The organism is Duncaniella dubosii (genome assembly GCF_004803915.1).
Lineage (GTDB): Bacteria > Bacteroidota > Bacteroidia > Bacteroidales > Muribaculaceae > Duncaniella > Duncaniella dubosii.
Map to the genome: position 1 here is coordinate 1,122,893 of NZ_CP039396.1, position 11,958 is coordinate 1,134,850.

13 protein-coding genes are annotated in these 11,958 nt (G+C 52.2%); all 13 read right to left on the bottom strand.

Annotation, left to right across the window (positions count from 1 at the left end; all coding sequences use genetic code 11):
- Positions 1-59 precede the first annotated feature (59 nt).
- Positions 60-947, bottom strand: a complete 888-nt coding sequence (atpG, locus tag E7747_RS04900) for an ATP synthase F1 subunit gamma (RefSeq protein WP_136414475.1) — start codon at positions 945-947, stop codon at positions 60-62.
- An 81-nt stretch (positions 948-1,028) separates the two neighbouring features.
- Entirely contained in the window at positions 1,029-2,600 is a 1,572-nt protein-coding gene (gene atpA, locus E7747_RS04905; protein WP_136414477.1) for a F0F1 ATP synthase subunit alpha, read from the bottom strand.
- 26 nt (positions 2,601-2,626) lie between these two features.
- Entirely contained in the window at positions 2,627-3,172 is a 546-nt protein-coding gene (locus E7747_RS04910; RefSeq protein WP_123613862.1) for a F0F1 ATP synthase subunit delta, read from the bottom strand.
- A gap of 134 nt (positions 3,173-3,306) precedes the next feature.
- Positions 3,307-3,804, bottom strand: a complete 498-nt coding sequence (atpF, locus tag E7747_RS04915; RefSeq protein ID WP_123613861.1) for a F0F1 ATP synthase subunit B — start codon at positions 3,802-3,804, stop codon at positions 3,307-3,309.
- A gap of 23 nt (positions 3,805-3,827) precedes the next feature.
- Complete coding sequence (atpE, locus tag E7747_RS04920; protein WP_168185382.1) at positions 3,828-4,079, bottom strand: ATP synthase F0 subunit C; 252 nt, start codon at positions 4,077-4,079, stop codon at positions 3,828-3,830.
- A 37-nt stretch (positions 4,080-4,116) separates the two neighbouring features.
- A complete protein-coding gene (atpB, locus tag E7747_RS04925) occupies positions 4,117-5,295 on the bottom strand; it encodes a F0F1 ATP synthase subunit A (protein ID WP_370279960.1) in 1,179 nt (392 codons plus the stop codon).
- 6 nt (positions 5,296-5,301) lie between these two features.
- Positions 5,302-5,538, bottom strand: a complete 237-nt coding sequence (gene atpC / locus E7747_RS04930) for an ATP synthase F1 subunit epsilon (protein WP_123613859.1) — start codon at positions 5,536-5,538, stop codon at positions 5,302-5,304.
- A gap of 59 nt (positions 5,539-5,597) precedes the next feature.
- The gene (gene atpD, locus E7747_RS04935) at positions 5,598-7,103 is read right to left on the bottom strand and encodes a F0F1 ATP synthase subunit beta (RefSeq protein WP_123613962.1); all 1,506 of its coding nucleotides are present in this window, start codon (positions 7,101-7,103) and stop codon (positions 5,598-5,600) included.
- A gap of 80 nt (positions 7,104-7,183) precedes the next feature.
- Complete coding sequence (gene nuoH, locus E7747_RS04940) at positions 7,184-8,260, bottom strand: NADH-quinone oxidoreductase subunit NuoH (RefSeq protein ID WP_123613858.1); 1,077 nt, start codon at positions 8,258-8,260, stop codon at positions 7,184-7,186.
- Positions 8,261-8,327: 67 nt separating this feature from the next.
- Complete coding sequence (locus E7747_RS04945; protein WP_136414481.1) at positions 8,328-9,962, bottom strand: NADH-quinone oxidoreductase subunit D-related protein; 1,635 nt, start codon at positions 9,960-9,962, stop codon at positions 8,328-8,330.
- Between the two features lie 76 nt (positions 9,963-10,038).
- Positions 10,039-10,647, bottom strand: a complete 609-nt coding sequence (locus tag E7747_RS04950; RefSeq protein ID WP_123613856.1) for an NADH-quinone oxidoreductase subunit B — start codon at positions 10,645-10,647, stop codon at positions 10,039-10,041.
- The gene (locus tag E7747_RS04955) at positions 10,638-11,006 is read right to left on the bottom strand and encodes an NADH-quinone oxidoreductase subunit A (protein WP_123613855.1); all 369 of its coding nucleotides are present in this window, start codon (positions 11,004-11,006) and stop codon (positions 10,638-10,640) included. Before E7747_RS04955 ends, E7747_RS04950 begins: the two co-directional genes overlap by 10 nt.
- Positions 11,007-11,272: 266 nt before the next feature.
- A complete protein-coding gene (locus E7747_RS04960) occupies positions 11,273-11,932 on the bottom strand; it encodes a porin family protein (RefSeq protein ID WP_136414483.1) in 660 nt (219 codons plus the stop codon).
- Positions 11,933-11,958: the final 26 nt, after the last annotated feature.

Consider the following 11,958-nt stretch of genomic DNA (forward strand, 5'->3'; position numbering starts at 1 on the left):
CTGTGTTAATTCGTGGATGGTGACTTTGATTGGCGGGGCGGAGAGGCGACAGCCTTTTATCAACTGTCTCTGACCTGACCGCCGACAATGTCGAGGAGTTCGGTCGTGATGCTCTGCTGACGCAGTTTGTTGTATTCGAGGCGGAGCTGTTCGAGGAGTTTCTTCGCGTTGTCATTCGCACTCTGCATAGCCATGATACGGGCAGCCTGCTCCGAGGCACGGTTTTCGGTGAACACCTCCTGCATGACCGCAAGGAGGAACATCGGGAGGACCGAGACAAAGATGGTCGCTGCATCAGGCTCGAATATGCATGGGCGGCAGACGGCTTTCACACCTTCGCCAGAGAATGTTTCGGAGCTGACGGGGAGCAATGAATCGCATTTGGGCCTCTGGCGGCTTACTGACTGGAAGTTCATGTAGAGAAGATCCACACGGTCGAACTCTCCTGAAAGGAAACGGCTCTCAAGATGGCGGGTGAAGTCCTTGACGAGATCGCCGCCAGACTTTGAGTCGACTCCCGAGGCCGGCTCGACGCTGACTCCGGGAAGATTGAGTTTAGAGGTCGCCTTGACCATCTTACGGCCGACCGGGATGACCGTCACCCGCACTCCTGCTCCGAACTTCTCGCGGTAACCACGGAGGACTGCAAGGAGTTCCTTGAAGAGATTGATGTTGTAAGCGCCACACAGACCGTCGTCAGAACCAAACACGGCTACTGCGATCGAATTGACATCGCGCTCATCTGTTAGAGGCGACGAGAACTCGGCATCGGCCGTAAGGAGATTGCCGATAATGTTCTCTATCTGCTGTCTGAAAGGGAGGAGACGGCGAAGATCACTTTCGGCACGGTGCATCTTGGCCGAAGAAATCATCTTCATGGCTCCGGTGATTTTCTCACTTGAGGCCACCGAGCCGATGCGTCCTTTAAGTTCGCGAAGTGTAGCCATAATGATGTCTGACTGTCAGAGAATGGATTCTATTTATTGGCGGGAGGACACGCGGACAAGCCTCGTCCTCCCTTAATATTTTTATTTATATGATGCCGAGATTTCAGCGGCAGCATCCGAGAGCTTTGATGTCACGTCGTCGTCAAGCTTACCGGCACGGATTGCCTCCATGACTTCGGGATACTTGGTGTTGACGAGCTGAAGGAAGTTTTTCTCGAATTCGGCAACCTTGTCGAGAGGCACGTTTTCGAGAAGACCGCGTGTACCGCAATAGATCACGGACACTTCGTCCTCGACCTTCATCGGAGAATACTGTGGCTGGATGAGAAGGCGTTCGTTCTTACGTCCCTTGTCAATCACGCGGGCAGTCACGGGGTCGATATCGCCACCGAACTTGGTGAATGATTCAAGCTCGCGGAACTGGGCCTGATCGATTTTCAACGTACCTGCCACCTTCTTCATTGATTTGATCTGAGCGTTACCGCCCACACGCGACACGGAGATACCTACGTTGATCGCCGGACGGATACCACGGTTGAAGAGCGCTGTCTCAAGGAAGATCTGGCCGTCGGTGATTGAAATCACGTTGGTCGGAATATAGGCCGACACGTCGCCTGCCTGAGTCTCGATGATAGGAAGTGCAGTGAGCGAACCTCCGCCTTTGGCCTTGCCTTTGAGCGATTCGGGAAGGTCGTTCATATTCTCGGCCACCTGCTGGTTGTCGATGATTTTAGCTGCACGTTCGAGCAGACGGCTGTGGAGATAGAAAATATCGCCCGGATATGCCTCACGACCTGAAGGACGCTTGAGAATGAGGGAGATTTCGCGGTAGGCCACTGCCTGCTTCGAGAGGTCGTCATAAACGATGAGGGCGTCACGGCCGGTATCGCGGATAAACTCTCCTATGGCAACTCCGGCAAATGGAGCGTAGTAACGCATAGAGGCCGAATCTGCCGCAGTAGCAGCCACGACCACGGTGTAGTCGAGAGCGCCGTGCTGACGGAGTGTCTCTACGATAGCTGCGACCGACGAAGCCTTCTGGCCGATTGCCACATATATACAGTAGACGGGCCTGCCGGCATCAAAGTTGGCACGCTGGTTGATGATGGTGTCGATAGCGATCGCGGTCTTGCCGATCTGGCGGTCACCGATGATAAGCTCGCGCTGTCCGCGGCCGATGGGGACCATCGAGTCGATAGCCTTTAGACCTGTCTGAAGAGGCTGCTTTACGGGCTGACGGAAAATCACACCCGGAGCTTTGCGTTCGAGAGGCATAGGAAGAAGCTCGCCCTGAATAGGACCGCGGCCGTCAATCGGTTCGCCAAGGACATTGATGACACGGCCAAACACACCGTCGCCCACATGGATGGAGGCAATTTCGCCGGTACGCTTGACAGTCATGTTCTCGGTAACCTTATTGACATTGTTGAGCAGGATGACACCCACATTACTCTCCTCAAGGTTGAGGGCTACACCTTTCACTCCGTTTTCGAATTCGACAAGCTCGTTGGCGCAGACGTTGTCAAGGCCATATACATGAGCTACGCCGTCGCCGACTTCAAGTACGACTCCCGTCTCCTCGAAGGAAACTTTGGAGTTGATATTCTCCAGCTGCTGTTTTAATACCTGAGAAATCTCGCTTGGGTTAATCATTGTGATATATAGGGGTGTGAAATTTGTTAGTTGCTTAAAAGTTTTAGACGCAATTGCTTGAGTTCATCGGCCACAGAGGCATCGAGCTTGTCGTTGTCGATGGTAACGGTGAAGCCTCCGATCAGAGCAGGGTCAACACGGTGGTGATATTCCATCGTGCCACCGTCAAGATGACGCTCAATGAGCGCCTTGAGACGATTCTCCTCAACAGCACCCATAGGAGCGGCCGATGTGACGGTCACAAGATAGATGCGATGCTCACTACGATATATCTTCATGTAGGCGAGGGCTATGTCGCGGGCTGCATCAAGGCGGTTGTTTTCAACCAGCAGCTTGAGATAGCGGGCATAGACTTCATCCTTGTCTGTCGCACCTGCCGCCGAAGTCAGGAGCTTGACTTTGTCGGGCGCGGGGATAAAAGGATTGGCCACGGCCTGCCGGAGCGAAGGCTCGGCGACAAAGGAGCTGTCAAGCGTGTGCATCAGCTCATAGATGCGCGCATCCGCGCCCTTTTCGGAGGCATACTCGAAAAGAGCCTTTGCGTAGCGACTGGGGATGAGACCTTGGTTCATTGCGTGGAGATGAGAGCCTTAGAGGATGAGTAATCTTTAAGTTAATTGAATTCAGATAGGTCAAGGAAACGGAACTGCGAGGGGGACTGTTGCTGCCGTTGTACCCGTCATTTCGGGCACAACGGCCGGCAACGTCAATTCTGTTTCTCCATCTCGTCGAGCAGGGAGTTGACAAGCTTCTCCTGAGCCTTCTCGTCCTTCATCTCGTTGCGCACCACTTTCTGGGCGATATCGAGGGCGAAAGAAGAGACCTCGTTGCGGAATTGCTGTTCGGCCTGTTTGCGTTCCTGTTCGATAGATACCTTTGCGGCGTCCATCACCTTCTTGGCTTCAGACTGAGCTGCGGTGCGGGCTTCCTCGATGATCTGTGACTTCATCTTGTCGGCCTCGCGCAGCATGTCGGCCTGCTGGCGACGCGCGTCGGCTATGTATTTATCCGCCTCTTCGCGGGCATGGTCAAGCTGTTGTTTGGCATTTTGAGCATACTCCACACCTTTGTCGATGAGGTCGGCTCGGTCAGACACTCCTTTCATGATCACCGGCCAGCCCCACTTCCACAGAATGAAGAAGAGGACGGCGAATGACACGAACATCCAGAATACCAGACCGAAATCAGGCGTGAAAAGTTCCATCTTTCAAAAAATTGAAGTTTGGATTAGCCCACAAACATTGCGAGGATACAAACGATGACAGCGAAAAGGGCCACACCTTCGATAAGGGCGGCGATTACGATCATGTTACTGCGGATATCGCCGGCCGACTCAGGCTGACGGGCGATAGCCTCCATGGCTGAACCACCGATTTTACCGATGCCGATACCGGCACCAATTGCTGCGATTGCTGCACCGATACATACGCCGATGCCGAGTGTTCCTTCGATAGCTGCTAAAATCATTGCTAACATAATTGCGGAAGATTAAATGGGTTATTTAAATTTTTTAAGATTATGCAGGGTTTGCAGAGGGAGAGGATTGCGTTTTCGCATCCTGAAGATGCTTCGAGCCGTCGTGGTGACCGTCATTGCCATGTCCTTCATGATGCCCTTCTTCCTGCCCGAGGGCGATGAAAAGTGTCGAGAGCATTGTGAACACATATGCCTGAATGAAGCTCACGAGCACATCGAGGAGAAGCATGAACACCGAGAATATGATGCTCACCACTGCGGTCGCTCCGGTCACGACTGGCCCCATAGCGGCAAAAATGAATATCAGGAGTGTCAGAACGATGACAATCATGTGACCGCCCATCATATTGGCAAACAGACGGACGGTGAGGGCCGCCGGCTTTGTGAAAATACCAAAGATTTCAATCACCGGCATGATAGGTATAGGCCATTTGAACCACCAAGGCACATCGGGATTGAACACTTCCTTCCAGTAGTGTTTCGTTGCGAATATGTTTGTGATAAGGAAGGTGATTATGGCCAGAACGAGTGTCACAGCGATGTTACCGGTAAGGTTTGCGCCACCGGGGAAGATGACAATCAGGCCAAGGAGGTTCATCACCAGAATGAAGAAGAATACCGTCAGAAGATAAGGAGCAAACTTGTTTGCCTTGTTCTTGAGAGTAGGTTTGATCACGCCGTCATAGATGAACAGGATCACGAGTTCAATCGCACCCGTCATCTTTCGCGGACCTTTCATTCCCTGACTCTTGTGCCAGCGGGCAACCGAGAGGATGCACCAGATGACAAGCAGAACCGAGATGAAGACACCGCAGACATTTTTGGTAATCGAGATGTCAACCGCAGGTTTGACTTCCTGACCGTTGACAAGCTCAACGACCTTGCCCTTATAGGGACTGTCTTTCCCGGCCACCTTAAACTCGGCATTGCCGTCGCGGTACACCGCACCGTGGTCGACCCTTGCCGACGAGAACACGTGAAGTCCGTCAGAGCCCCATACGATGACTGGGAGGGGAATTGACTTATGGTGATTGAAAGGCACTTCCCAACCGTAACGGTCGCCAAGATGGTCGAAGATGATTCCTTGGGCATCTACGGAGCTGTCCTTCTCGACAAGAGAGTCGAGCGGAGTCTCCTCAGACGCAGCCATTCCCAACGGGAAGACAAGCGCCATGACTGCCAGAAGCAAGGCTGTGAATATGTTTCTTTTCATCGTCACCATGAGTTAATATATGCAGACTGACACGATATTCGAATCGACATCGACGATTCCGCCGCCTACGGCTACGGTATGTTCACCGCCATCGGCGGCTGTATAGCGTATGTCGCCGGGTGTAAGAGTTGAAATCAGCGACGCGTGTCCGGGGAGGACAGTGAATGCGCCCATCGTTCCGGGAAGGTGGACCACCTTGACTTCACCCTGAAAGACAATGTCTTCGGCCGATATGATTTTGAGTATCATTGCTGTGTCTGCTAATGAGTGTGAGAGACTGTGTTTATGTTACCGTAGCGGAAATGCTCTTATTTTGCAACTTCCGCGAGGAGCTTCTTGCCCTTTTCGATAGCTTCGTCGATTGTGCCGACATTGAGGAACGCCTGTTCGGGATATTCGTCCATCTCGCCCGACAGAATCATCTTGAAGCCTCTGATTGTCTCGCTCAGCGGAACCATCACGCCCGGAAGGCCGGTGAACTGTTCGGCCACGTTGAACGGCTGTGAGAGGAAGCGCTGTGCACGGCGTGCGCGGGCTACGACGAGCTTGTCTTCGTCGGAAAGTTCATCGACACCGAGGATGGCGATGATATCCTGAAGCTCGTTGTACTTCTGAAGAAGCTGCTTGACGGCCTGAGCTGTGTTGTAGTGGTCCTCACCGATGATATTCGGATCGAGGATACGCGATGTCGATTCAAGTGGATCGACCGCGGGATAGATGCCAAGCTCCGAAATCTTACGCGAAAGCACCGTAGTTGCGTCAAGGAAGCTGAATGTTGTCGCAGGAGCAGGGTCGGTCAAGTCGTCGGCAGGCACGTAGATAGCCTGAACCGAGGTGATCGAACCGTTCTTTGTCGAAGTGATTCGTTCCTGAAGAGCACCCATTTCGGACGCAAGTGTAGGCTGATAGCCCACAGCCGACGGCATACGGCCAAGAAGCGCCGACACCTCAGATCCGGCCTGAGTGAAACGGAAGATGTTGTCGATGAAGAGAAGGATGTCCTTACCGCCGCCGTCCTGATCGCGGAACTGCTCGGCGACAGTCAGACCTGAAAGAGCCACGCGCAGACGTGCGCCCGGGGGTTCGTTCATCTGGCCGAACACGAGGGTTGCCTGAGACTGCGACACCTGATCCATGTCGACATCCGCAAGATTCCACTCACCCTTGGCCATGCCTTCTTCAAATTTCTTGCCATATTTCATGACACCGCTCTCGATCATCTCGCGGAGAAGGTCGTTACCCTCACGCGTACGTTCGCCGACACCGGTGAACACCGAGAAACCGCTGTGGCCTTTCGCGATGTTGTTGATAAGCTCCATGATGAGCACGGTCTTTCCTACACCTGCGCCACCGAAAAGGCCGATCTTACCACCCTTGCTGTAGGGTTCGAGAAGGTCGATCACCTTGATTCCGGTAAAGAGGATCTCAGTACCGATGGTGAGGTCGTCGAATTTAGGTGCCGGCTGATGGATGGCACGGAGATTGTCGCGGTTGAGTTCCGGCAGACGGTCGATAGCATCGCCAAGCACATTAAGCAGACGGCCTTTCACCTGCTCGCCTGTCGGCACGGCGATAGGACGCTCAAGGTTGTCGACACGCATTCCACGGCGAAGGCCGTCGGTGCTTTCCATAGACACACAACGGACTGTGTCCTCGCCGATATGCTGCTCTACTTCGAGAATGGTCTCCGAGCCATTGTCGTGAGAGACACGGAGGGCGGTATAGATGGGTGGGATGATGTTGTCATCACCTTCGAAAATCACATCGACCACCGGGCCGATTACCTGGGCGATTTTGCCGTATTTTTCACTCATCGCGTTTAGATTTTTTGGCATGCAGTCAGGCGCCTAAGCCTTCACTGCGTGATATTTGTTAGAGTTTGAGGAAATTAATCTTAGAGGTATAGCTTGAAGGTCACGACGAGGACCATGAGCACAAGATTGAAGAGGTTGATAGGAAGAAGATACTTCCACTCAAGTGTGAGGAGCTGGTCGATTCGCAGACGGGGGAAAGTCCACTTGAACCAAATGATGATAAAGGAGAGCGCAATCGCCTTGCCGATAAACCATACAAACGAGGGTATGTAGTCCATTATATGGTTAAAGGCATCCAAGCCGGGGATGTGGAGAGGCATCCAGCCTCCGAAGAAGAGAAGCGCGGCCACACCGGAAACGATAAAGAGGTTAAGATATTCGGCAAGATAGAAGAATCCGAAATGGATACCCGAATACTCTGTGTGGTAGCCGGCGGTAAGCTCGCTTTCAGCTTCAGGAAGGTCAAACGGGCCACGGTTGGTTTCTGCCGTACCTGCGATCATGAAAATCACAAAGGCGATGATAGCCGGAACATGGCCGGAGAATATAAACCAGAGGTGGTTCTGAGCCTCTACGATACCTCCCACAGACATAGTGCCTGCCATCACAACCATAGTTACAACACACAGACCCATTGAAAGTTCATAGCTGACCATCTGCGCGCCCGAACGAAGAGCGCCGATGAGAGTGAACTTGTTGTTTGACGACCATCCGGCAAGCAGGATACCGAGCACTCCGATCGACGATACTGCGAGCAGGAAGAAGATGCCGACGTTGAAATCGATAATCTGGAGTCCGTTGCCCCACGGAAGCACCGCAAAGGCAAGCATCGAGGCGATGATGACGAGATAAGGCGCAAGGGCAAACAGGAATTTGTCGATATGGTTGAGCGAGATAAGCTCCTTGATAAGAATCTTGAACATATCGGCGATACTCTGCATCAAACCCCACGGGCCAACGCGGTTAGGGCCGAGGCGGCACTGGAAATAGGCACACACCTTACGTTCGAAGAGGATATAGAACAGCGCGAGCACTGCATAGAGCAGCATCAGGCCAACTCCGACGAGCAGACACTCAAGAGTGACTGCAGCCCATTCGGGGATATAGTCAGTGAGGAAGGAGTGAAGCCATGCGGTTCCGACTGATAGGTCTTGCATAATGTCTGTTAAATTACTTTATTTTCTCTCTGTGTTAGTTCACTCTTTTTAGAAATCCATTGCCTTATCAACGGTCAATGTCGGGGACAATGTAGTCAAGCGAGCCTCCGATGGTGATAAGGTCGGCGATCTTCTGTCCGTCGGTTATATGGTCGACCACGGCCGCTGCAGGGAGGCAGGGAGTGGCAAGCTTCAGACGGTAGGGATTGGCTGTTCCGTCGCTCTCGATGTAGACACCGAATGTGCCGCGACAGCCCTCAACCATCTTGAACCAGTTTCCGGCAGGAAGCTTGATGACCTTCGGGACTTTCACGCAATAGTCACCCTCGGGGATGTTGTCGATAAGCTGTTCGATTATGCGCGCGCTCTGCACCATTTCGTCCATGCGGACCTTGAACCGGGCCATAGAGTCGCCTTCAGTGCGGACAACCTCGTCAAATTCAAGTTCGGAATAGATGCTGTAAGGCTCACACTTGCGCACGTCGCAAGCCCAGCCCGAACCACGACCGTTAGGGCCTGTGACAGCCCAAGAGATGGCATCGTGACGTGTGAGGACTCCGACATTCTCCATACGGTTCTTGGCGATGACGTTGCCGGTGAATATCTTGTTGTATTCCTTGATATTGGCGGGGAGGACATCAAGAAGCGCATGCACGTCCTTGACGAAATCGGGATGCAGATCCTGCATGACACCGCCGATGCAGTCATAGTTGAATGTCATGCGCGCGCCACAGGTCTTCTCCATGATGTCAAGAATCTGTTCGCGGACACGCAGGGTGTAGAACAGCATGGTGGTCGCACCAAGGTCCATACAGTAAGTTCCGATAAACAGGCAGTGAGAGGCAATACGTGAAAGCTCGTCCATAAGCACACGGATCACCTGTGCGCGACGGGAAATCTCGATGCCGGCAGCCTCCTCGATTGCCATACAGAGGCAGTGGTGATAGGGATGTGCCGAGAAATAGTCGAGACGGTCCATGAAGTGGAGGGTCTGGGGATAAGTGAGTCCCTCGCAGATTTTCTCGACACCGCGGTGGATATAACCGAGATATATGTCGATTTTCTTGATGATTTCACCGTCGACCGCTGTGCGGAAACGGAGCACGCCGTGAGTGGCGGGGTGCTGCGGGCCGATATTGACCACAAAATCTTCGGGTTTGAAAATACGGCGTTCATGTTTCACGACCTTACCCTCGGCATCCTCGGTCCAGACATCGGTGAAGTCGGTCTGACGCTCGTTTTCAATCGAAACGGGATTGATGGCGGGATCAGCGTCGTAGTCCTTGCGCAACGGATAGCCCTTCCAGTCGATGTTGAGGAAGAGACGGCGCATATCGGGATTGTTGATGAAGATTATCCCGAAGAAGTCATAGACTTCACGCTCGAAAATGGTAGCGATGGCCCAAAGATCGTGAATTGAATGGATCAGAGGCTGTTCGCGGTCGCCTGTGGCCATAACCTTCACCGAAATATGGGTGTTGTGTTTGGTCGAGGTCAGATAATAGATACAGCCCATGCCATTCTCTTTCCAGTCCATGCCGACGATGGTTACAAGGAAGTCAAAGGCAAGGTCACTGTCATCGCGGAGTGTCTTGGCGAAGTCATGCCACTTTGCGTCAGGGACGGTCACCCGCATGATGTCGCCGTCTTCAATGACAGCTTCGGGCAACACGCTTAAAATCTTTTCCCGGATGTTGGACATAATTATAATAAGGTGTATGGAACGTTATTCTTGATTCTAATGATTGATTTATTCAGAGGAGAGAAGGCCGCCGGTGTCAGTCATTCACACCTGCTACGGGATGAGCTTTGAGGAATTCCTCCTGCTTCTCCTGACGGTTTACTCCACCGAAGAACTTTTCGACCTTGATTTTACGTGAAAGCTGCATGATACCGTAGATCATGGCTTCAGGACGGGGAGGACAGCCGGGGACAAAAACGTCGACAGGCACAATATCCTCGATTCCCATAGCCACATGGTAGCTCTTCTTGAAGGGGCCGCCGGAAATCGCACAGCTGCCGCAGGCAATGACATACTTGGGTTCGGCAAGCTGGTCATAAAGGCGGCGGAACACCGGCACCATGCGGTGGACAATCGTTCCTGCCACCATCATGAAGTCGGCCTGACGGGGCGACGCACGGGCAACTTCCCAGCCAAAGCGCGCCATGTCATAGCGGGCTGCTCCGAGCGACACGAATTCGATGCCGCAGCAACTGGTGGCGAAAGTGAGCGGCCAGATCGAGTTGGAACGCCCCCAGTTGATAAGTTTGTCGAGTGAGCCGACGATTACGTTCGTCCCGCTCTCCTGAAGCTCCTTGACGAGCTTCTCGATGTATTCATTGTCTTTCCATGCCTCATAGGGCATGCCTTGCGTAGTTACTTCCATTCAAGAGCTCCTTTCCGCCAGGCATATACAAGGCCCAGCACTATAATTCCAAAAAAGACGGCTATGGCTGTGAGACCGGAAGTCCCGAGTTCGTGCACTCGCACCGCCCAAGGATAAAGAAACACCGTCTCAACGTCAAACATCAGGAAGAGGATGGCAAAAAGATAATAGCCCACCTTGAACTGAGCCATTGATTCACCACGTGTCGGGATACCGCACTCGTATGCCTCTCCTTTCTGAGGATTGAATGAGCGGGGCGATATCAGCCCCGCAAGCCAAAGAGCTATAGCCACGAGAGCCACACCGGTCAGGAGTGCTACCACGGCCAAAGTCGCATTTTGAATTGCCAATGCTATCATATTGTATCAAATACTGATTTAGTTCCTAAGAAGCTATGCATCATGGAATTAGACCCTCTTTTCAGTTAAAGTCACATAAGAGGGTATAAAACGCAGTGCAAATATACTGAAATTTTTCCGAAATTACCCAATAAAATCTGACTGTCTTTATTATAAATCCTTAAATTAAGGCTGATAACCCGCCGTATAATAACGACAATCGCAGCGACCACCGTAATTATCCGGCAGCCACTGCGGCTGTGCATACATCATCCGATTCCCGGCAATCAGAAATTATATCCGACCGAGATATTGAAATTATTCCAATATGATCCCGCGTCAGCGGCAACCTCCGTCAGTCCCCACTGGTATGAAAGCCCTACTGATAAACGCGACCAAGTGTAGGCCGCCCCGAGTCCAAGACCCACATGGAATCGCTTGAAATCATAGTCATCGTCAAAAAGATCCATACTCTGGCTTATTTTTTCACCCCTGAACTTAAGATCACCGGTAGCCTTGCCATATACTCCATAGTCGAAATACGGGCCAAAAAACACCTGCACTGAACTTTTCAGATTAAGAGGCAGACGATAAGAAAGATAGACGGGAAGTTCGATAAAGTTCATGGTAAAACGCGCATTTGCTTCTACTTCATACCCCTCTACATCCATATCCATGTCGTCACTCTTACATCCTTTTTGTGTGAAGAACAGACCTGAATTAATCGACAGACTGTTGACGATATTGAAATCCACACCCAAGCCTCCGAAGAATCCTATTTTCGACTTGGCATCATCCTCGTCGCCTCCGACATTGGCCACATTCATGCCGGCACGGACTCCGAAAGTGACCGGCTGAGCCGGCTTACCGCTATCCCATAAACCTGTCTGAGCCTGCGCACCCATTGCCATAACGAGTCCCGCAACACCTGCAATAATCTTTTTCATAGCTGAAACTGTGTTTTTAAACGGTT

What these genes read in the sequence shown, in the direction of transcription:
- E7747_RS04955 (WP_123613855.1), bottom strand. Translation starts at nt 11,006, where the DNA reads ATGATAGCATTGGCAATTCAAAATGCGACTTTGGCCGTGGTAGCACTC.
- nuoH (WP_123613858.1), bottom strand. Translation starts at nt 8,260, where the DNA reads ATGCAAGACCTATCAGTCGGAACCGCATGGCTTCACTCCTTCCTCACT.
- E7747_RS04910 (WP_123613862.1), bottom strand. Translation starts at nt 3,172, where the DNA reads ATGAACCAAGGTCTCATCCCCAGTCGCTACGCAAAGGCTCTTTTCGAG.
- atpC (WP_123613859.1), bottom strand. Translation starts at nt 5,538, where the DNA reads ATGATACTCAAAATCATATCGGCCGAAGACATTGTCTTTCAGGGTGAA.
- atpA (WP_136414477.1), bottom strand. Translation starts at nt 2,600, where the DNA reads ATGATTAACCCAAGCGAGATTTCTCAGGTATTAAAACAGCAGCTGGAG.
- E7747_RS04945 (WP_136414481.1), bottom strand. Translation starts at nt 9,962, where the DNA reads ATGTCCAACATCCGGGAAAAGATTTTAAGCGTGTTGCCCGAAGCTGTC.
- E7747_RS04950 (WP_123613856.1), bottom strand. Translation starts at nt 10,647, where the DNA reads ATGGAAGTAACTACGCAAGGCATGCCCTATGAGGCATGGAAAGACAAT.
- atpG (WP_136414475.1), bottom strand. Translation starts at nt 947, where the DNA reads ATGGCTACACTTCGCGAACTTAAAGGACGCATCGGCTCGGTGGCCTCA.
- atpF (WP_123613861.1), bottom strand. Translation starts at nt 3,804, where the DNA reads ATGGAACTTTTCACGCCTGATTTCGGTCTGGTATTCTGGATGTTCGTG.
- atpD (WP_123613962.1), bottom strand. Translation starts at nt 7,103, where the DNA reads ATGAGTGAAAAATACGGCAAAATCGCCCAGGTAATCGGCCCGGTGGTC.
- E7747_RS04960 (WP_136414483.1), bottom strand. Translation starts at nt 11,932, where the DNA reads ATGAAAAAGATTATTGCAGGTGTTGCGGGACTCGTTATGGCAATGGGT.